The organism is Pseudolactococcus yaeyamensis, assembly GCF_054658615.1.
Window position 1 is genome coordinate 1 of sequence record NZ_BAAGGP010000030.1, and the last position, 20,854, is coordinate 20,854.

21 protein-coding genes are annotated in these 20,854 nt (G+C 39.9%); 4 read left to right on the plus strand and 17 right to left on the minus strand.

The window, feature by feature from the left end; genetic code table 11:
* Positions 1–448: 448 nt before the first annotated feature.
* The 10 genes from dtd to ACYQ21_RS07375 all read right to left on the minus strand — a co-directional run bounded on the left by dtd (position 449) and on the right by ACYQ21_RS07375 (position 9,740).
* On the minus strand, positions 449–904 hold the full coding sequence (gene dtd, locus ACYQ21_RS07330) for a D-aminoacyl-tRNA deacylase (RefSeq protein WP_460057023.1): 456 nt from the start codon (positions 902–904) through the stop codon (positions 449–451).
* Between the two features lie 239 nt (positions 905–1,143).
* Positions 1,144–3,354: a RelA/SpoT family protein gene (locus ACYQ21_RS07335; protein ID WP_460057025.1), complete on the minus strand. Its 2,211-nt coding sequence runs from the start codon at positions 3,352–3,354 to the stop codon at positions 1,144–1,146.
* A gap of 201 nt (positions 3,355–3,555) precedes the next feature.
* A complete protein-coding gene (locus tag ACYQ21_RS07340; RefSeq protein ID WP_460057028.1) occupies positions 3,556–4,161 on the minus strand; it encodes an ATP-binding cassette domain-containing protein in 606 nt (201 codons plus the stop codon).
* Positions 4,158–5,195 carry an ABC-2 family transporter permease gene (locus ACYQ21_RS07345; protein ID WP_460057030.1) on the minus strand — a complete coding sequence of 346 codons (1,038 nt, stop codon included), beginning with the start codon at positions 5,193–5,195 and terminating at the stop codon, positions 4,158–4,160. The genes ACYQ21_RS07340 and ACYQ21_RS07345 overlap by 4 nt, the downstream gene beginning before the upstream one ends.
* A gap of 155 nt (positions 5,196–5,350) precedes the next feature.
* Positions 5,351–5,623: a hypothetical protein gene (locus ACYQ21_RS07350; protein WP_460057032.1), complete on the minus strand. Its 273-nt coding sequence runs from the start codon at positions 5,621–5,623 to the stop codon at positions 5,351–5,353.
* 323 nt (positions 5,624–5,946) lie between these two features.
* Entirely contained in the window at positions 5,947–6,786 is an 840-nt protein-coding gene (locus ACYQ21_RS07355) for an Rgg family transcriptional regulator (RefSeq protein ID WP_460057034.1), read from the minus strand.
* Positions 6,787–7,054: 268 nt separating this feature from the next.
* Positions 7,055–7,801, minus strand: a complete 747-nt coding sequence (locus tag ACYQ21_RS07360) for a 16S rRNA (uracil(1498)-N(3))-methyltransferase (RefSeq protein ID WP_460057036.1) — start codon at positions 7,799–7,801, stop codon at positions 7,055–7,057.
* 6 nt (positions 7,802–7,807) lie between these two features.
* On the minus strand, positions 7,808–8,764 hold the full coding sequence (gene prmA / locus ACYQ21_RS07365) for a 50S ribosomal protein L11 methyltransferase (RefSeq protein WP_460057038.1): 957 nt from the start codon (positions 8,762–8,764) through the stop codon (positions 7,808–7,810).
* A gap of 72 nt (positions 8,765–8,836) precedes the next feature.
* Positions 8,837–9,253 carry a hypothetical protein gene (locus ACYQ21_RS07370; RefSeq protein WP_460057041.1) on the minus strand — a complete coding sequence of 139 codons (417 nt, stop codon included), beginning with the start codon at positions 9,251–9,253 and terminating at the stop codon, positions 8,837–8,839.
* A 16-nt stretch (positions 9,254–9,269) separates the two neighbouring features.
* Entirely contained in the window at positions 9,270–9,740 is a 471-nt protein-coding gene (locus ACYQ21_RS07375) for a DUF3013 family protein (RefSeq protein WP_460057044.1), read from the minus strand.
* 108 nt (positions 9,741–9,848) lie between these two features.
* Between ACYQ21_RS07375 and ACYQ21_RS07380 the strand changes: the two genes are divergently transcribed.
* From ACYQ21_RS07380 to ACYQ21_RS07390, 3 genes are all read left to right on the plus strand, one after another.
* Positions 9,849–11,102, plus strand: a complete 1,254-nt coding sequence (locus tag ACYQ21_RS07380) for a replication-associated recombination protein A (RefSeq protein WP_460057046.1) — start codon at positions 9,849–9,851, stop codon at positions 11,100–11,102.
* 68 nt (positions 11,103–11,170) lie between these two features.
* Positions 11,171–12,076 carry a hypothetical protein gene (locus tag ACYQ21_RS07385; RefSeq protein ID WP_460057049.1) on the plus strand — a complete coding sequence of 302 codons (906 nt, stop codon included), beginning with the start codon at positions 11,171–11,173 and terminating at the stop codon, positions 12,074–12,076.
* On the plus strand, positions 12,069–12,254 hold the full coding sequence (locus tag ACYQ21_RS07390; protein ID WP_460057051.1) for a hypothetical protein: 186 nt from the start codon (positions 12,069–12,071) through the stop codon (positions 12,252–12,254). Before ACYQ21_RS07385 ends, ACYQ21_RS07390 begins: the two co-directional genes overlap by 8 nt.
* 72 nt (positions 12,255–12,326) lie before the next feature.
* Here the strand turns inward: ACYQ21_RS07390 and ACYQ21_RS07395 are convergent, their stop codons facing one another.
* Both ACYQ21_RS07395 and ACYQ21_RS07400 read right to left on the minus strand, forming a co-directional pair.
* On the minus strand, positions 12,327–13,070 hold the full coding sequence (locus ACYQ21_RS07395; protein WP_460057053.1) for a sortase domain-containing protein: 744 nt from the start codon (positions 13,068–13,070) through the stop codon (positions 12,327–12,329).
* A 30-nt stretch (positions 13,071–13,100) separates the two neighbouring features.
* Positions 13,101–14,219: an FAD:protein FMN transferase gene (locus ACYQ21_RS07400; RefSeq protein ID WP_460057055.1), complete on the minus strand. Its 1,119-nt coding sequence runs from the start codon at positions 14,217–14,219 to the stop codon at positions 13,101–13,103.
* Positions 14,220–14,446: 227 nt separating this feature from the next.
* Here ACYQ21_RS07400 and ACYQ21_RS07405 point away from each other — a divergent pair, with 227 nt between their 5' ends.
* Positions 14,447–15,220 carry an NUDIX domain-containing protein gene (locus ACYQ21_RS07405; RefSeq protein WP_460057057.1) on the plus strand — a complete coding sequence of 258 codons (774 nt, stop codon included), beginning with the start codon at positions 14,447–14,449 and terminating at the stop codon, positions 15,218–15,220.
* A gap of 68 nt (positions 15,221–15,288) precedes the next feature.
* Here the strand turns inward: ACYQ21_RS07405 and acpP are convergent, their stop codons facing one another.
* From acpP to ACYQ21_RS07430, 5 genes are all read right to left on the minus strand, one after another.
* Entirely contained in the window at positions 15,289–15,537 is a 249-nt protein-coding gene (gene acpP / locus ACYQ21_RS07410; protein ID WP_460057059.1) for an acyl carrier protein, read from the minus strand.
* Entirely contained in the window at positions 15,538–16,539 is a 1,002-nt protein-coding gene (gene plsX / locus ACYQ21_RS07415; RefSeq protein ID WP_460057062.1) for a phosphate acyltransferase PlsX, read from the minus strand.
* Positions 16,540–16,999: 460 nt separating this feature from the next.
* A complete protein-coding gene (locus ACYQ21_RS07420) occupies positions 17,000–19,000 on the minus strand; it encodes a glycoside hydrolase family 65 protein (RefSeq protein ID WP_460057065.1) in 2,001 nt (666 codons plus the stop codon).
* Between the two features lie 42 nt (positions 19,001–19,042).
* Positions 19,043–19,879 carry a carbohydrate ABC transporter permease gene (locus ACYQ21_RS07425; protein ID WP_460057068.1) on the minus strand — a complete coding sequence of 279 codons (837 nt, stop codon included), beginning with the start codon at positions 19,877–19,879 and terminating at the stop codon, positions 19,043–19,045.
* A 6-nt stretch (positions 19,880–19,885) separates the two neighbouring features.
* Complete coding sequence (locus ACYQ21_RS07430) at positions 19,886–20,782, minus strand: carbohydrate ABC transporter permease (RefSeq protein ID WP_460057093.1); 897 nt, start codon at positions 20,780–20,782, stop codon at positions 19,886–19,888.
* Positions 20,783–20,854: the final 72 nt, after the last annotated feature.

Below are 20,854 nucleotides of genomic sequence, written 5' to 3' on the forward strand. Positions count from 1 at the left end.
GAGCACAAGTCCTTGATAGCACTTGCGAAAAAATGAATTTTTCGTAGGCTTATTTAGTGTACCTTAGTTTCATAAATCTTGTAAAATAAATTTACAAGTCTTACTTGACTTATTACCACTAGACTTATTTCAACTTCAAGCTAACTTCTTGTCAACGCCTAAGTGATAAATCACTTAGGCACGTTGCCTTTAGCTTTTCCGTACGCCGCTAAAGCGGCAACTGCAATGCCATAGGAAAATAGATGATTTCTGAACCTGCCCAAGCGCAGAGCCATAAATTCCTAATTTTCTACAGAAGTTTGCGACTATGTCGCATCGCTTTCAGTATCATACTATTCCATAAAACGTCATAATGTTCTGAAAATTCAGTATGTCATTAGTATACAAAATTCTCTGATAATTGTCAACACTTTCGAGTCTTGAAAAAGGGGGCAAACTAGACCTATTCTTAGATACCTCGCCCATCCTTGGTCTCCAATATCAGCGTGACTGGTCCATCATTTTCGAGGGAAATTTGCATATCCGCACCAAAAATACCCACAGCTGTTTGAATCTCAGCAGCCATGGCTTGATTAAATTTTTCATATAAAACTTTTGCCAGCTCAGGCTGTCCAGCTTTGGTAAAACTTGGCCGATTGCCTTTTTTCGTCTCCGCAAATAATGTAAACTGCGAAATGGATAAAATAGCGCCATTAGAAATAGCTTTAACAGACAAGTTCATCTTATCTTGCTCATCTGAAAAAATTCGCATATTGACGATTTTTCTGACGGCATAGGCAACATCTTGCGCTGTGTCTGTGTCTTCTATTCCAACCAGAAGTAGCAACCCTTGTTGAATTTCTGAGACGAGCGTTTGATCAATCCAACAACTTGCGCACTTGACGCGCTGAATCACGATTTTCATACCTTCTATTTTATCATTTTTTTGTCTTATCTAAGACAAAAAAATCGAATCAATGGAAAATTAAAACACTCCGATGCGTCCATCAGAGTGTTTTTGGTAAAAAAGGGAATTTCGGTGAGGTTCAAAGGGGGGGAAGAATCCTCACCATTCGTAATGAGCTCATTACTACACCATTAATTATATCTTATTTCCTGAGCAAATGCTAACAAATATTTAACTTTTTTTCGTTTTTCTTCACTTTAGCCATTTGTTCGTTTAACACTATAGACATCCGGCACCATTTTTATCTTATCGACAACAGTCGTCAGCTCTGATAAATTCTTAATGCCTAGCTGTACATGGATATTTGCCATCTTCAAATCCTTGGTTGGCTGTGCATTGATTGAAATCAAATTTTTCGTGGTATTTGATAAGACTTGCATGACATCATTGGCGATGCCTGTCCGATTGAAACCAAAAATATCAATATTGGCCACGTAGTCTTTGTTCCCAATCTGTTCTTCCCACTCAACTGGAATCAAACGATTTTCATAGTCTTCTTGATTTTTCACGTTTTGACAGTCGCTACGATGAATGGAAACGCCACGACCTTTGGTGATATAGCCCACGATAGCATCGCCTGGGACAGGATTACAGCACTTGCTCATGCGTATCAGCAGGCTATCAATCCCTGCAACATTGACCCCGCCATCATGGCGAATTTTCATGACATCGCCCTTGGTCTTAACCTCGCCGTTCATCAGCTCTTCCGCCTCTTTACGGGCTTTTTCGCGCTCGATTTCGCGGCGTTCATTTTCAGTTAGTTTGTTAAAAACGGTCACAACACCCGTTTCGCCGAAGCCGATAGAAGCATAGAGAGACTCCGGTTCTTTGAAATTGAGGCGTTCACAGAGTGGCTCGAGGTGCTTTTTATCCAGATATTGGTTGGCCACAAAACCATGTTCCTGCAGATACTCCTGCAACATCTCACGACCTTTGTTAATTGACAATTCCTTATCTTGATTTTTAAAGAATTGCTTGATTTTATTGCGTGCTTTGTTGGTTTTGACTAGCTTAATCCAGTCACGACTGGGGCCAAATGATGTTTTATTGGTCACAATTTCGACCACATCTCCTGTTTTTAGGACATGCGTGAGTGGGGTCATCCGACCATTGACTTTAGCACCGACGGCTTTATCGCCGACTTGGGTATGAATGGCATAGGCGAAATCAATCGGACCTGATCCAGCTGGTAATTCTTGAACGGCACCAGCTGGTGTGAAGACATAGATTTTTTCAGACAAAATGTCTTCTTGAACGGCTTTGACAAAATCTTGGGCGTCATTTGACTCGTCTTGTAATTCGACAAGCTCACTAATCCAGTTAAGGTTTTGCGTGATCTCATCTGCAGAGACTTTGTCCTTTCGCCCTGCTTTGTAAGCCCAGTGGGCGGCCACACCATACTCGGCGATCTCGTGCATTTCCCGTGTCCGAATTTGGAACTCCATCGGGCCTTTAGGGCCGTAGACGGTCGTGTGAACAGATTGGTAGCCGTTGGCTTTGGGGTTGGCGATGTAGTCTTTGAAGCGCCCATGCAGTGGTTTCCAGAGGTCGTGGATGTAGCCTAAGGTCGTGTAGACATCGCTCGTTGTATCCAGAATACAACGAACAGCAATCAAGTCGTAAAGCTCGTCGAAGCGTTTCTTCTTGTCGTGCATTTTACGATAGATGCTGTAGATATGCTTTGGACGACCGTAGATTTCACCGACAACGCCTGCTTTTTCAGTGTAGTCTTTGAGTTTTGTCGTGACTTCTTCGACCAAACGTTCTCTATCCGCACGTTTTTCTTTCATCAAGCCTCTGATGCGGTAGAACTCGATTTCATCAAGATAGCGGAATGACAGGTCTTCTAGCTCCCATTTGATTCGGGAAATCCCGAGTCTATGCGCTAGTGGCGCATAAATCGCCATTGTTTCTCTAGAAATGCGTTTTTGTTTGTCAGGGCGCAGATGTTTGAGTGTCCGCATATTGTGCAAGCGATCGGCTAATTTCACCAGAATCACGCGCATATCTTTAGACATGGCCATGAGCATTTTGCGGTGATTTTCTGCCAGCTGCTCCTCGTGTGACTGATACTCCACTTTACCGAGCTTGGTCACACCGTCAGTGATAATACGAACTTCAGAACCGAATGCTGTTTCTAAATCATCCAGTGTACTTTCTGTATCTTCTACGACATCATGCAAAAAACCACAGGCGACGGTGACCGCATCAAGTTTCAGCTTGGCTAAAATCCCAGCTACTTGAATCGGGTGAATGATATAGGGTTCACCTGACTGTCGATACTGTTCTTTATGTGCATTGGTCGCATATTTTAAGGCTTTTTTGACCAGAATAGTATCGCGTTCGCCCATATAACGCTCTGTTAGGGCGACGACTTCTGCGCCGGTGAGATTTGGTTCACTTGCCATACTGTTTAATTTTGAGCCAACCTAGAGATAAACCTTAGTCGAAACTCAATCCTTTCCTAAAATGATGATAATTAGTCCTATTTTAACACTTTTTAGGGATAAGAAAAAGACTTGCGCCTTGAATTAATTTTTCTAAAAAAATCTGGTCTGTTCTAAACACACGCCTCTTTTCCAAATGTCCAAATGTGATGACTCTAAATCTTAAAATGAAATCTGCGCCTGAGCTGTCTCCAAATTATCAATCACCTTCAATGCAGTCTTTTCTAAAATATAAACACGGTCAGTCGTGTCAAAGACCTCAGATAAGTTATGAGATGTCAGCAAAATTAATTTTTCATGGCTATGTTTTTTCAATAAACGGTAAGCAGCGAAACGTCTTTGCTCATCTAGACCATCAAGTAACTCATCTAAAATCAAGACATCGCTTTCAATAGACAGAATGTACAGAAAAGCAAATAACTCTTTCATACCAAGAGAATATTTGCCTATTTTCTGGTTAAAAAAATCTGCTCCGCCTAGCCTTTCTAAATTTTGTCGGAACACTGCTTGCTCCTCTGATGCTAATAACTTGAGATAATCATTGGCAGTCAGGTATTTATCAAATATCTCTAGACTAGGCACATAAGCTAGTTTCCCTACTTCCAACTTTCCAACTGAAAACTTCATTTCACCATTTAATAGACTAAAAAGCGTACTCTTACCAATACCATTTCGCCCAATTAAACCATATAAACCTGTACTTGGCATCTCAAAACTTAAATTTTCAAAGATGTCTGTCGTCAAATTTTCAACGCGTAATCCTGTCATGACTTCCCTACTTTCCGATAATGGTAATGTTGATAAAGATAGCCTGAAATAACGATGAAAAGAAAGCTCAAACTCACTAAATAAATGAGAGCGATTATCAAAGCATTCTTGGGCAAAATTTTGATATCGTTAATCATCTGACCATAGCCCAGATACTCAAAAGGCAAAAATTTCTTAATCGGCTGAAACCACTCTTCTTGCGCCAAGGTCAGAAAGCCAGTCAAGCAGACAACTATCAAACCAATCACAACCAAACTTTTTTTGAAGATGAGGGCTAGGAGTTGACCCAAGCTACCGATAAAAATAAGGGCAACTAAAAATAATAACATTGCTTTGAGACTCACTTGCCAGATCGGTAGAATTGTCCCATCTGCCATCAAATAGGGATACTGCCATGTGCCAAAACTATCTGTAGCACCTTTTATCAAATACTGGCAAAAAAAGCTGATAACGGTTATTGAGAGGATGCTGATCATCGGAACCCCTAATTTTAACAATAGATGTTTAAATTTACGACCGCCTATTAATTGATAAAATCTGATTTGTGAACTTTCAATCTCACTGCTGACACCATCTGCGATTAAGACCGTGATTAAAACAAAGATAGCTGCTGATGACAGCCAAGCCATCACTGACCGACCAACTGTAAATGCCGCCTCACTAGTCTCGTTGATAGCGACACTCATTTTCCCATTAACTGCTTTCACGGCTTCGTAATACTTAATACTCGATACTAGATTTCTATATTCATCTGAGTCTTCTTGAGAAATTAACTCTAGCTGTGCGCTATTCCGTTGATTTTCTAGTTCAGCAAATTTATCAAAATCTTTCTTCTCTAAAGCTGATAGTTGACTTGAGAAAACTTTTACATCTTCTTGAGCAACCAGCAAGTCTTGAGCTATCTTGTCATCATCTGGATTTAATTTAGCTTCATTTTTTAGGCGCTCTACCGCTTGTTTTGACTGTTGTAGATTTGCCCTAGTCATAACTAAATCTGCTTCTGAGAATTTTTGCTTAAAAGTTGTTTGCTCCATGATAAACAAGCCTCCAAAAATAAGGGTAAGCAGTGCTAAGCAAATTTTATTTTTGGGATTTTTTATGAATCGTTTGAGTTCAAAGTAAAATAATGTCATGTTTTATCCGTTCAAATGAAACATAGAGACTACAAGCGCAGCCCCTACGTTAGCTTTTAGTAAGTTGTATAGTGATAGGTGTAGAGATAACCTGGATTTATGCCGTAATCACGACGTTCTGCTGATGTGGTGTACCTAAATCCATTGCGGAAATTCAAAGTTCTCCACGTATAAGTTGTACTTGAGCCACCATAAACATACCAGATTTCGTATCGAGTATTTGCAACATCTGCTATTTGAGCAGCTGATACAACATTTTTCGCACCTAAACCAAGCAATGTCGCAACAATCGCTATCAATAGAGCATTTTTCTTCATTTTTTTAACCATTACCCTCCTCCTTTCCGACAAGAACCAAAATATAATCCTTGTTCAATTTCTCGCAAATCGTTCGAACTAACTTACAAAGCAATTCTACCACTTTAAACACTCCTATGCGAAAAGTTGCTAACTTGCAACGGTTTATGACAAAAAGTGTTGCAAGTTAGCAACGCCACGTTTTCCTTTTTTAAATTTGATAAAATAGAATCATCAACTATAAGGAGGTAATAGTCATGCTAGATTTTCTTCGTGGATTTTTAAACCCTGATTGGTAATAAACAACAAAAATAAGCACTTTTATAACATTTCGATATGTCGTAAAAATGCTTTTTTTATTTAAAGCTAACTAAGAAACTTTCAACCATTCTCGCCAATCCTGTAGCACCCAAATCTTTCAAATTTTGAATATCTCTATCAATTTCCATCAACAGTTCTGGTTCCTTTTCTTGCCGGTATTTTGAAATCTTTCTAAAAATTTGAACAGTAATTTTTTCTTCCGTATCAGCTACTTTCAGTAAAGTAGCCAGTTTTTTTTCAAATTCATCAGCATATATAAATCGACCATGAAGCACCATATAGACATAGACATTGACAAGTGTTCTTTTGGCAATACGAGCATTGTAGGGCAAAATTCTGAATTTATCTTTTTTTAGGAGTTGCAACCCTAGCTGATAAACTATATCTGTATCTAAAGACTCTAAGCACATCCCAAAAACAGAAATATCAAAAGCAGTCCATTCTTCACGATCCGTCAGATATTTATCAACAAATTGACACTCCTCATCTGTCAACAAATTTTGCCCCGACAATTCACGAATAGCACACTTAACCTTGACATTAAAAATCTTTTTTTCATTTGTTCGTGGTTTTCGGGTAATCAGCGCTTTAAGTCCGTCAATGTCTTGAGCATTGATTAAATCTTGCAGTTTTTTCCCAAATGTCTGTAGACTGCCTGCCTCAAAATTGCCAATCGTTAAAAAAAATTCACTCATGGTCATATTTAAACCACTAATTGCATGCATAAAACCATCTAACAATAACATTTGTGTCCCATTTTCAAATCTTGACACCTGAGATTTATTCAAATTATCACTTGTGACATCTCCCATAGTATAGCCCCTAGACTCCCGCACTTTTCGATAGTGAGCGCCTAAATCTCTAAAATCTAACATCTATCTTTCTCCATTACTTTACTTAGTAAATACAGACAAATAGCATAACCGAAAGAACACAAACAAGCGATAAGTAAACGTTTTCATTATTGAAAGACTGCTTACTGCTTACTGCTTACTGCTTACTGCTTACTGCTTACTGCTTACTGCTTACTGCTTACTGCTTACTGCTTACTGCTTACTGCTTACTGCTTACTGCTTACTGCCATTATACTGATTTTTAAAATACACGTCAAACTTTATATCGACATATGCAACAAATTCCCATTTATCTCATTAATTCCGTATAAAAAGAAATAGCAGACAAAACATATAAGGGTGCTGTCTCTGCACGCATAATCCGTGGGCCGAGACCGATTTTAATAGCACCAAGTTGCGTGAAGATTTCGATTTCCTCTGGTGATAAACCACCTTCTGGACCAAAAATGACGAGCAGGTTTTCGCCTGACTGCAACTGTGATAATCTGTCAACAAAGGCTGCTGTTTCACCTGCTTTAGCTGATTCTTCATAAGCAATCAGAACTTGGTCATATTGATCAAACTGGTCAGTCAAGGCTTTAAGATTGCCCAAAATCGCTGTCTCAGGAATCATTAGCCGCTTGGATTGCTCTGCTGCACCTTTGGCTATTTTTTCTAGGCGCTCTTGCTTTTTGGTGGCTTTCTTGGCGTCAAGTTTGGTCACTGACCATTGCGCTGGGTAGGCTAGAATGGCTTGCGCCCCGAGTTCAGTCGCTTTCTGCACGATAAACTCTAATTTATCGCTCTTGGGAAGTCCCACAGCAATCGTCACGCCTAAGGGTAGCTCTACTGTTCTTGCTAAAGTTTTGAGCAGAGTTAAAGTCGCCTGATCACCATTAACCTGAGCTAAGGTGAGGGTTTGATCTGAAAAAACGACCTGAACTTTTTCTTTCGCTTGCGCCCGCATGACGGTGAAAAGGTGGTGGCTATCCGCTTTTTCAAGTGTAAAAATGGCGCCAATTTCTGGGCATTTTTGGTTCAAAAAATACTGTTGCATCTGCGCTTATCCTCCGATAACACTAGCATCGTCGTCTGCTTTCTGTAAAATGACACAGTGCCACTCGCCTTGCTGCATCCGCGTCACAAGGGCGAAACCAGCCGCATGACATTTATCCAGAATCATCTGCGATTTGCTGTCAATAATCCCGCTCATAATCAGAAATCCACCGTCATACAGGAGGTTATAGGCATCGTCAATGACGTTCATGAGAATGTCGGCTAGGATATTAGCAACGATGACATGCGCTTTAAACGTCACATTTTTGAGTAAATCGCCTGATTTAACGGTAATGTTCGTCATATCCGGATTGAGCTGGATATTTTCTTCGGCAACTTTCACCGCCACATCATCCAGATCGAAAGCATGGATGTTTTGAGCCCCTAGGAGATGCGCAGCGATAGAGAGGACACCTGAGCCCGTACCGACATCTAGCAGGGTCTCACCACCTCGCAAGGTCTGCTCCAAGGCAAATAAAGAGAGTTTAGTCGTCGGGTGCGTCCCTGTTCCAAAAGCCATACCTGGATCCAAGCGAATGATTTTTTCATCGGCAGATGCTGACGCATAATCTGTCCAAGACGGCACAATCGTCAAACCGTGGGAAATCCGAGTGGGCAAGAAATACTGTTTCCAGCTATCTGACCAGTCATTTTCAGCCAGACTTTGGGTGGTGACGGTAAAGTCCCCGGGATTTAAGTCAAAGGCAAGGAGACCTGAAATCTGTCCTTTGACACTTTCAGCAATCTCGATAATTGAGAGGTTTTCTGGATAGTAGGCCTTAATGATGACCGTCTCTAGCTGCTCAATCTCAGGTAAAATCTCACCAAATTTGTCCAGATTATCCAGATAATCTTGTGTGTCCTCAATCGCAACGCCTTGAGCGCCTGCATCAATTAAAATATTGCTGACGGCATCTTCAGTTTCACGTGAAACTTCGACTGATAATCCATTCCAGTTATTCATTGTTTATTTATTCCTTCAAATTCTTCAACTGATAGTGCGGCTTAGCAAGACAAAAAAGCGATAATGCTCGCTTTAGTTTAAGGCTTCAAAACCTTGTGCGACCATATAAGGCCCAAACTCTTGTCCGGCTGCTTGTGCTTCTAAAATGTATTTATTAATATCAGCATTTGAAAAATTGCTATCATTGATGTTCAAATCTCGCAAAGTTTGACGCGCTTCGACAACTGTCATCACTTTAGCTGCCTCACTAGATTGTTCTGACCATTGACTTTCTTCAGCTTCGCCATGCAAATCATCTGGAATTGAAGCCGAGCTATCACGACTAGTCGCTACTGATGAGGAAGCCTGACTTGATTTTGAGACAGTTTGACTTACCTTGCTTTTTGAAGCACCTGATGTTTTTTTCGTTTCTGACTTTTTACCACCGCAAGCTGTTATGGTGATAATCGCTATCAGTAAAATCGCTAATAGTCCTGTTACTTTTTTCATGTTTATTTTCTCCAAATTAATATCGAGGATAGGCAAAAAATGCTGTTTCCTCTAACATTTCGCGTCCTTTTTCAAAGGCTGCTAAATCAAATGTGCCTGCAAATTCTGCAGCATCAGAACTTAAAAAGTCGGTCAATGCATCTAATTCATTGTCTGCTGTTTCTTGTAAAAAAGTCACAAAATACGTGATAAATTCTTGTGACAAGCCTTTTTTGGGCTCATAGGGAAAACTAGCCAGATACTCTTCAACTGCGATTTTTGATTTGGCAGGGTTATAAAAAACAACCGCATCTTCAAATGAAATATTTTCACTAGAAGCTTGTGCATCATCTTCCGTATCCGTCACAGCCACACCGGGATTTTCAACATCAAGGAGATAAAAAATCTCTACCGCATGGTTTTTCTTATCCCAGTTAATCTCATAATCGTACGTAAAATCTTTTGCTAAAGCCTTGTCTAACACGTCTAAAAAACCATACTTTGACATATTTCTCCTCCACAGGGGTATCCTTCTATCGTCACTACCCTGAGTTACTTTCAACCACTTAAAAAATGCTATAATGTAAGTATACCACATTTACTAGGAGCTTAAGATATGCAAGCAAATTTGGCGCGGCGTTTGAGACCGCGAACGATAGATGAGATTATCGGCCAGCGCCATCTTGTAGGCGAAGGCAAAATCATTCGTCGGATGGTTGAAACCAAGCTACTAAGTTCAATGATTCTCTATGGGCCTCCCGGTATCGGGAAGACGTCGATTGCCTCTGCCATTGCAGGGACTGCAGATATGGCTTTTCGGACTTTTAATGCAACATCTGACAAAAAAACAAAGTTGCAAGAAATTGCAGCAGAAGCCCAGTTTTCCGGACAACTCGTTCTTCTTTTGGATGAAATTCATCGTTTGGATAAACCTAAACAAGATTTTTTGTTACCATTACTTGAAAATGGCGAGATTATTTTAATTGGTGCTACTACTGAAAATCCTTATTTCAGTGTGGTACCTGCCATCCGGAGTCGGGTTCAAATTTTCGAGTTAAAACCTTTGACACCTGAAGATATTAGCGTTGCAGTTGAACATGCTATCTCTGATTCTGACCGTGGTTTTGACTTTGATGTCACGCTTGATGAGGACGCCAAACAGTTTTTAACTCATTCAACAAATGGTGATGTTCGGTCCGCTTTGAATTCTCTAGAGCTTGCCGTTTTATCGAGTTCTGAACACCATGTGACCTTGGATGATATGGCTAACTCTTTGCAAAAATCTGCAGCGACCTTTGATAAGGATGGCGATGCCCACTATGATCTCTTATCGGCACTTCAAAAATCAATTCGTGGCTCGGATGTCAATGCCAGCTTGCATTATGCGGCGCGTTTAATTGAGGGTGGCGACTTGCAAAGTTTGGCTAGGCGGCTCATGGTTATCGCCTATGAGGATGTTGGTCTCGCTAATCCCGATGCTGGTGCTCGCACTGTGACGGCTGTCACCGCAGCCGAACGACTAGGTTTTCCAGAAGCACGGATTCCATTAGCCAATGTCGTGGTGGATTTGGCCTTGTCTCCTAAATCCAATGCTGCCTATAAAGCTATGGATGCAGCTATCGCAGATTTACACAAACATGGTGCATTACCGATGCCTCCTCATTTACAGGATGGCCACTATGCTGGTGCCAAAAAACTGGGACGAGCTGAAAATTATCAGTATCCTCATGATTTCCCGGGCCACTGGATTGACCAACAATATCTGCCTGACAAACTAAAAGATGTCCATTATTTTCATTCTGATGGCTTAGGGAAGTACGAACGTGCCTTACAACTTCGTCTGGAAGACATTGATCGACAAAAAAAGTGACACTCTAACCAGACATCTTATTCAGATGTTCAACCAACTATAAATGTATCTAAAGATAAAGGAAGCAAATGACTGATTTACTTTTACAAGCCAAAGTTCGACTTCTAGCAGCAGAACTTGCCTATCAAGAAGCTTCTGATGCACTCAACCTTGCGATGAATCAGCTAGAAACAGCTCAAAAAAAGCGGGCTGATGCACAAAAAAATTTTGAAACCAAAACTATCAATTATTCTCTCGCCATTCAACACGCCAGTTATTTAGAGGAAAAACTCTACGCATCAGAGGAAGAGATTAAATCAGCTAATCATAAAATTGATATCACCAAAAAAGAATACGATGTTGCCCAAGGAACCAAGCAAGTGCAGGATGCAAGCTCCCAAGTTGCCTTTTATACCGTCTTTCATGCACAAACGGTTTACGATACGGCTAAACTAGAGTTTGATAATGCAAATTATGATTACGAGCGCATCTTGCGTGACAGAAATTTACCTTCATTTGGGGAGCTTGATCTTCCCAAACCAACTGAGACACCGCCTGAGAATATTGATTTCCTGATGCAATTTCTCAATCAAAATCCCCTACCCGATCAGGAGGGAAGTGATACTCTAAGTCCTGACTTGACTGATGACTTTAGCGATATTCCGACTGACGACTTGACCAGTGTTTTAAGCACTGACTCGTCTGATAACCTAGGCAAAATTTTGGAAGAGAGTTGGACTGAGCATTTGAATACTGGTTCAAACAATGCTCCGAGCGATAACTTAGCCGATGATTTTATTGACGAGCAAGTGACCGACAACCTCTTAAATGATAACCTCCCCTTTGAATTACGACCTGCCATCGAAAAACCACCAACTATTACGGAATTTCAACCCACGATAGACAAATCAAATGCTGGGCATATCACTTGGCAGTTTGATTCCCCTGACACACCTGATAACAAAACTGACACGGAGAAAACAACTGATGACTAGAGAAGAATTAGAGCAACGCATTCGAACAGAATTAAATTTACCACATTTTAAAGCACAAATTGATGAGCAACGAAATTACAGTGAAGATGACTACCAAGAATTTAAAAATAGTCTAGTCAATTACTACAAAGCATATGTGCAAGATATTGACACCGATTTTCAAGGTGGTCTTGATTAATTCAATAAAAAATATGCCCTGAAAGTTGGACGATTCTAACTTTCAAGGCATATTTTTAATTAAGGCAAAAACTTATGAAGCAAAAACAATGCGTCTTGTTGTTTCATCAATACAAGTTTGCAAAACGATTCTCTCACCACCACCTGTGGAGGTGATTTCTCCGTACATAGAGGCACCCGTACTCACATCATTGCCATAGGTATCAACGACGACAATTTTGTAGATAGCATAGTTAAATGCTTGACCATTTTCATCATAGATTGTCACCGTACCACCATTTCCTAAGCTCAATACAGGATCAAATGCCCCCCAATGGTGACCAATAAAGTGAGTGTTTAACCCGTCTGTTCCTGAATAGGGGGTCGCACCACCCCAAGTTGATGCGGTACCATTGGGATTAGCATCAATGATTGCCTGACCACTGCCCATACCGCCATTTTGAAACGGAATTACTGTGCCAATCATAGATAAAGCATTCGTCGTTACTGGGGCGGGTGCGGGGGCAGGATCCGGGGCGGGCGTCGGCGCAGGAGGGGTGGGCTCCGGATCGGGAGTGGGGGCGGGTGTAGGGGCAGGCGTTGCTTGGACATCTGGTTCTACTAATTTCGGTGCCGTTTTATCAGTTGTAGTTGTTTCAACCGCTTTTTTTTCTTCTGTAAATCGTTGATTGAAGCGTAAATCAATATCTATTTTTCGAGTTTCTTTATCTTTTTTAGAATCGCCTTTTTCTCTCGCTAAAGTCTGTGTCGAAACGACAATACTAGCTAAAAGCGTCATCGCTATTGTTAATAATTTAAAACTTTTTCTCTTTTTCATATCATCACCATAACCTTTCAACTTTTTAGTTTATTTTTTAGCAACACCTTGAACCACTTTGAACGATTTATCCAGTAACTCAAATTCCTCTGGAATATGTTTAGAGATATGCACTTCTTTATTTTTCGTAATGAATATCGCATCTAGTTCATCATGGTCATTCACATATTTCATGCCCTTCTCCAACCCCATGTTAATCAGCGCATTACTATAGGCATCGTCATGGTAAGGTGTATCACCAACTATCGTCACACTCAATAAATCCGTCTCTAACGGATATCCCGTCTTCGTATCCATCAGATGAGAGTAGATTTTATCGCCTGATTTTAGATAGCGACCGTAATAGTTAGTTGTATTAAAACTCGTGTGTTTGCTTGTCAACATCCCGACTAAAGGACTGTCTTGATTTTCTCCCAATGTCGGATTGGCAATGCCAACTTCCCAAGCACCATCTTTATGGTTTGGATTTTCTCCCATGGTATAAGCATGACCACCTAAATTAACAACTGCCGTTGTCACACCTCGTTCTTTAAGTGTTTTCAGTAATTGTTCGCCGATAAAGCCTTTACCAATCCCATCAGCTTCAATCATCATCCCTTTTTTCTTCAGGAAAACCGTTTGTTTTTTATCATCTAAGACAATGTCATCAATATTCACTTTATCCAATGTTGCCTTAATCGCATCATCAGAAGGGACTTGGGCATCTGAAAAACCAATATGCCAGAGATGAGTCATCACACCAACCGCAGGATTATAGTAACCATCAGAAGTCTGCGCATACTTATCCAAAGCCTGAACTAACTCATAAGTGATATTTGAAACCTTAACAGGTTGAACGCCAGCTTGGGCATTAACTTTATCTAGTTCACTTTCACCTTGTTCATAGACTTCAAACTTCGCTGCTAAGTCATTCAATCGATTTTTGACAACTTCAAAGTCTGCGTCACCATGATCTTTATCATAAATTAAGACCTCAACATAAGTCCCCGTCGCAAACTCCTCGTTTTTATAAGGTTGTTTCATCAGCTCAACTTTTTTTTCTTCTTTCTTTGGCTTGACTGTATCCTCTTTTTTACAACCAGAACTAGCAAGCAGGGTTGGTACTATCAGTAAAATAGCACTTGATTGCCACCATAATTTTTTTTTCATACAATCCTCTCTTTCTGCGCTATCACACGCACGCTATCCGATTTTAATTATAAAGTTCTTCCTACTTTCATTTTAACTTACTTATTATATTATAGCAACTAATAACCTAATTTTGGGATTATCATATAATATGTTATATGATAAAAAATTTGACATCAGGTGTCTCCTAAGTTAAACTTAAAACAATCTCATTGCACCTTAAAAATTAATTTTAAAAAGGAGACTTCATGCTAAAATTTACAAGTAAAGCTGCTGAAAAAGACTACTACGAACATCAGGCAACCGAAAAAGAGTTCTTGGTTTGGTATGCCAAACAAGATAGACAAACTTATGAAACGCCTAGCGTGACAGTTGATAATGTCATCTTTGCTTATAATCCGGTAACAAATCGGGTCAACCTCTTGTTAATCCAGCGTAAAGCACACCCTGATTTGCATCATTGGGCGCTACCTGGTGGCTTTCTAGATAAAACTGAGGACACGACACAAGCCGCCATTCGCGAAGTCTTTGAGGAAACCCATCTCCAGATAGACCCCAAACTTGTGAATCAGCTAAAGACGATTGCCACACCTGGGCGTGATCCTAGAGGCTGGGTGGTCACGGTGGCGCATTTGGTCTATCTGCCTAACTTTCCACAGACTCAAGCTGGTGACGATGCTGCACGCGCTCAATGGTTTGATTTTTCAGTCAATTCTGAAACACATCAACTGCAGATTGATGGTATCCCTGAACAGCAGTTAGCTTTTGATCATGCGACAATTCTCAAATCAGCCCTCCAAGTTATTCAGGACAACTTTCAAATCAACCCTAAATGGCTTAATCTGCTCCCGTCAATTTTCAGCCAACAGCAGGTCGAGGTGATTGCTGAACAATTTAAGGGCGATAAAATATCGGTGCAATTCTCCCACTATTGCAAGGCGTATTTTGTACCTGCCGATGCCAACAAACAAGACGATAAAAAGCAGTCACACACATTTTTCAGCTTAAAAGCACCAATTTGACTAATCAATATAAAAATACAGGATCTAGCGACTGGCCAAATCCTGTGTTTTTATAATAATCAAATGATTTAAGTCATTTTATCAGAAACATAGTCGACAACTTGACCTAAAGTCAAGATATGTTCTGCATCTTCGTCAGAGATTTCGATACCAAATTCGTCTTCTAAAGCCAAGGTGAATTCCATCAAGCTAATCGAATCTGCGCCTAAATCTTCAACAACATTCGTTTCTAGCGTGACATGGTCTGCATTCAGCTCCAATGTCTCCACTAAATTTTCTTTTATCTTAGCAAAAAGATCTGTTTTACTGATTGCCATTTATTTGTCCTCCTGATAATGTTGCACTAATTTCCCAACCACGTCAGTTTCTAGCATTTTATGCGTTTGTTTAAGTGTCGCAAAAATCGCGTTAGCATTTGAAGAACCATGACTCTTGATGACAGGTGCTTTCAAGCCAAACAAGACCGCTCCGCCTGCTTTTTCATAGTCTAACGCATCTTTTAAACTGTAGAGAGATTTTTTCATTAATAATGCACCAATTTTGGAGATAATCCCCCCCTCACTAATTGATGTTTTCAGCAGTTTCATCAAACTTGATGCCGTCCCTTCGATGGATTTAAGAACAGCATTACCGGTGAAACCATCCACAACGACGATGTCAGCTACACCGCTCATCAAATCACGCGCTTCGACATTACCGATAAAGTTCAAGCTCTTATCAGCAGAAAGAATCTCATAAGCCTCTTTCTGCAATGGTGCACCCTTACTGGCTTCAGAACCGTTGTTCAAAAGTCCGATACGGGGAGACGACACACCTCTGACATTTGAAGCGTAGAAAGAACCCAGAATAGCAAAGTTATAGAGATGGTGTGCGGTATTCTCAGCATTGGCACCGAGGTCTAACATATCGAATCCTTTACCGTCCAATGTTGGTAGAGTTGACAGCAAACCGGGACGATCCACTTGCTTGATGCGGCCAACTGTAAAGATACCACTCGCAAGTAGTGCACCGGTATTTCCTGCAGAAACTAGTGCATCTGCCTCGCCGTTTTTAACCGCTGTCGCAGCTAGTACCATGCTTGCCGTTTTCTTACGTCGAATCGCTTTGACTGGGTCAGCTTCACCAGAGTCAATCTTTTCAGTCGTGTGGACAACGGTGATATTGGTGTCATCAGGCAACAAGGGACGAATTTTCATTTCATCACCAAATAAAATAAACTCAGTGTCTGGAAATTCAGCTCTCGCCAATAGACAGCCTTCGACAACAGATTGAGGTGCAAAATCGCCACCCATTGCATCAATCGCTAATTTCTTTTTCATTCTAACATTATAGCACATAATATGGATAGGTCGCAATAGACAGCATAAACCGCTCTATACTGCGATTTTTGAAAAAGAAGTACCTCATTAAATCTCAATAGATTTCAAGCAAGGAATTGTTAAATCATGCTGAGATCTGTCGAAAAATCGGAAAAAGTAGATAGAATAAAATCTTAGCAATTCTAAAGCATATAACTCACTAAAGTCTACTAAAAATTATGTACAACCACTTAACGCGTTTAAAGCTAATAGCAATAACTAAACTGCGATTAAATAAAAAAATGAATTTCTCAATCCACAATTTTCCTTACCTGACAATAGAATATAGAAGTAGTACACTATCATGACTCACATCCCAAATACCTCAGAGACAGTCCATTTCTGAGGTATTTTTATATTGATTGATGGCTTCCAACATGTAACCCGTTTTAATCATCAAACTAGCAATGTTCCCAAAGCATCAATCATTTTCAATAACAATCTCCTGCTGTTTCCCCTGAAAAGTGAGTTTAAATTTCAGAGATTTAATTTGCTTGGGAAGATGATTGGTCGTTTTAATTTGTCCCTTATCAAGTCGTAAACCTGCAAAACCGTAGATTAAACCGAGCCATGAACCACCCATATTGGCTGCGTGAATACCATGACTTGCATTGCCCTGAATATCGTCCAAGTCCATGGTAGCTGCTTCCGAAAAGAAATCATAGGCCTGCTCACTGCGACCGATATAACTTGCAAGAACGCCATAAATGGCACGTGAAAGCGAGCTATCATGTGTTGTCAAAGGTTCATAGAAATCATAATCACGCGCCATTTGTTCTGGAGATTCTGGAAATAATAGATGCGCTAAAATTGTATCTGCCTGTTTTAAAACTTGGTGCTTGTAGATTTTCATCGGGTGAAAATGAAGTAAGAGGGGATATTTTTCGGCTGGTGTCTGCTTAAAATCCCAGACTTGTTTATCAAGAAAAGTATCGTCTTGCTTGGTAATCTGCCGTTTTTCATCATAACCTAAATACATCTTATCCGCTGCTGTTGACCATTTCAAGGCTTCTTCCAAAAGCGTTTCATCAAATTTAACAGCAAGTCTCGCCGCATAGTAAAGGTTATTTTGAACCATTTTATTGGTATAGTAGTTATTATTGACAAGGGCTGTATATTCGTCTGGTCCTGTCACTTCATGAATTTCAAAACCGCGCTCACTCATAAAGCCATAGCTTAACCAAAAACGAGCAGTTTCATAGATGACCTCACGATTGACCCTAATAAAGTCTTGGTCGCCCGTTACAGCATCATAAAGCTCAAAAGCATAGGCAATGTCAGCATTAATATGAAGTTGTGCCGTACCCGCTGGATAGTAGGCTGATGTTTCTTCACCATTAATCGTTCGCCAAGCAAAAAGCGCTCCTTTAAAATCAAGTTCCGCTGCTCGCTTTTGTGCTTGCGGTAAAATATTGCACCGAAATGTCAATAAAGCCTTTGCGATATCAGGTTGTGTGTAGATAAAAAAGGGCAATAAATACAGTTCTGTGTCCCAGAAATAATGTCCCTCATAGCCTTCGCCAGTCAGACCTTTGGCCGCAAAATTCGTCTGACCATCTCGACCTGCTGAGTTGAATAAATGGTAGAGGTTAAATCGAATGCCTTTTTGCAATTTATCATCGCCTGTAATTTCAATATCTGAGCTTGCCCAGAAATCATTAAAAATGCTAATTTGTTGCGATTTTAAGTCATCATAACCACCATCTGAAAAATGATTATCACGTGACACATGATAAAGTTGTTTAAAAGTAAAAGGGATATTTTCACATAAGGCAACCGTTTCATCAAAGCTATCAAATTTAACAAACAAGTCAAGCTGACTATTTTTGGTCGTATACTGATTATCCGAAATCATCAAATCAGCACCTGATGATTTGAAACGAGGGTCAAAGTTATCCTGTCCCTCTGGTTTGATATGGCGTGCTTGTTTGCTCAGCTTGATAACACTTGAAAAATTCAAGGTGGTTACTGAAATTTTTTGAGCGTAGACACCTCTAGCTGCATGACTTGTAAAGCTTTCAATTTCTAGCTGTATTTTCTTACCTGATTGCGTTTGATAGTGATAACATTCAAGTAAAATACCTGTTGCCATATTGAGTTGTAATTCTTGTTTGAGCAAGTCGAACTCAGTTTCTCCCTCAATTTCAAAATCAATCGTCCGCAAATCGAACAATTTGACCATTGTCTGATGCTTTTTGGCATAACCATAGGCATTTTCACCATAAATAATATCATGACTTTCATAATAGCCATTGATAAAACACCCCGGATTGCTCTCAACTGACGGGATTGGCAAACTCGCACGCACACCCAAAGAGCCATTCGCCTGTGCAAATAAAGTTTCAATATTTTGCGGTGATGTATTGCCTAAATCATCTAAAGTTACTATAAAATCAAAACCAAAATCGTTAAAATCTGTCATCTTCAAACTTCCTTCCTCATCAAAATAGCGACTTAGTCGCTATTATTTTTCGCCGTCCATTCTCACACCTTGCAAGAAATATTTATTAAATAAAATATATAGAATCACAATCGGGACAATCGAAATGATACTCGCTGGCATAATCTGATCCCAACGTTGACCTGCATTTTGTGATTTAAAAGTCTGCAAGCCCAATGTCAAGGTGTATTTTGATGGCGTTGTCAAATAAAGCATGGGTTTCAAAAATTCATTCCAAAAACCCATGAAAACGAAAACTGCTTGTGTCGAAATACTCGGCTTAGCCAAGGGCATCACAATTCTAAAAAACGTTGCTGTTTTCGACAGACCATCAATCGTTGCTGCTTCTTCAACATCTTTGGGAAAACTGAGGAAAAATTGGCGCATCATGAAAATATTCCCGAGGTTAATGGCTGCTGGCAAGATTAATGCGGTGAAAGTGTCTTTCATGCCTAGACTTGAAATAATCAGATAATTTGGAATCAGCAAAACTTGTCCTGGCACCATCATCAAAGCCAACATCGTCCAATAAATCCGCTGACGCCCTGGATAATTAATTCGAGCTAATGAATAGCCTGCCATGGTATTTAGAAAAAGATTAATCGCTGTACCAATGATTGACACAATGACTGAATTGACAAACCAATGTGTAAAATTATCACTGCGACCCAAAATATAGTCATAATTCGCCAAAGTAAATTTGCCACCAAAAATAGCCATACCACCCGATACGATTTCTTTCAATGGCTTAAAACTTGCAGCAACTGCCCAAATAAAGGGATAAAAAGTGACAAGAGCATAGCCACTCAAAATCACATAAAGTAAAATTTTGAGTGCTTTTTGTTTTTTCGTTTTCTTCATAAATGGTTACTTCCCTCCATTTAATTTTTCAGCAATTCGACTGACGATGAAAATAATGATGGCAAGTACAACAGCAAGTGCTGCCGCAAAGCCCATTGTTGGCATCTGCCCGAAAGCATTCTGATAAATCAAAAGACTTAAAGTCAGAGTCGAATTATTTGGCCCACCACTTCCGTTAGAGAAAATATAGGCTTGGTCAAACATTTGAAAAGTCCCAATAATCCCTGTCAAAATCACATAGGTTGTAATCGGTCGGAGGTAAGGAATGGTAATAAAACGCAATTTCTCAAAAGCATTGGCGCCATCAATTTCCGCTGCTTCATAGAGCGAATGTGGCAAATCAACAAGCGATGCTAGATAGATGGTCATGAAGTAAGGTACGGTTGACCAAATATTCATCGCCATGATAACTTTCAAGGCATATTGTGGCTCTTGCAAAAAGTTAATTGGTGTCTGATAAAGGCCTAAACCAATCAGAAAATCATTGATTGGCCCATTGATATTGAATAAAAACATGAAAATAATGGTCAAGGCGCTAGAACTTGTCAAAGTCGGCAGAAAATAAATCAGGCGAAAAATTTTCTTCCCTTTCACGTCACGGCTGGCTAAAACATAAGCCATCACGAGTGCAATGACTGTCTGAATTGGTATCACAAACAAGGCGAAATGTGCCGTGTTTTTTAAGGCAATCAAACTCCGAGGATCTTTGAAAATATTGAGATAATTACTAAAATTATTCCAAGTATACTTGCCTGTGAATAAATCAACTTTATTAAAGGATAGATAAATCGCAAATAAAACTGAAATGATTGAGAATACTAGTAAAACTAAGATTGCTGGCGTAATAAACGCATAACCTTGCAACATTTCATTTAATTCACGCTTTGATTTTTTGACTTTCATAGTCGCCATGATTTCCTCCTTGGGACCGCCCAATTTTGTTTATGCTCACTCGAGTCTATAACAAACAGAGGA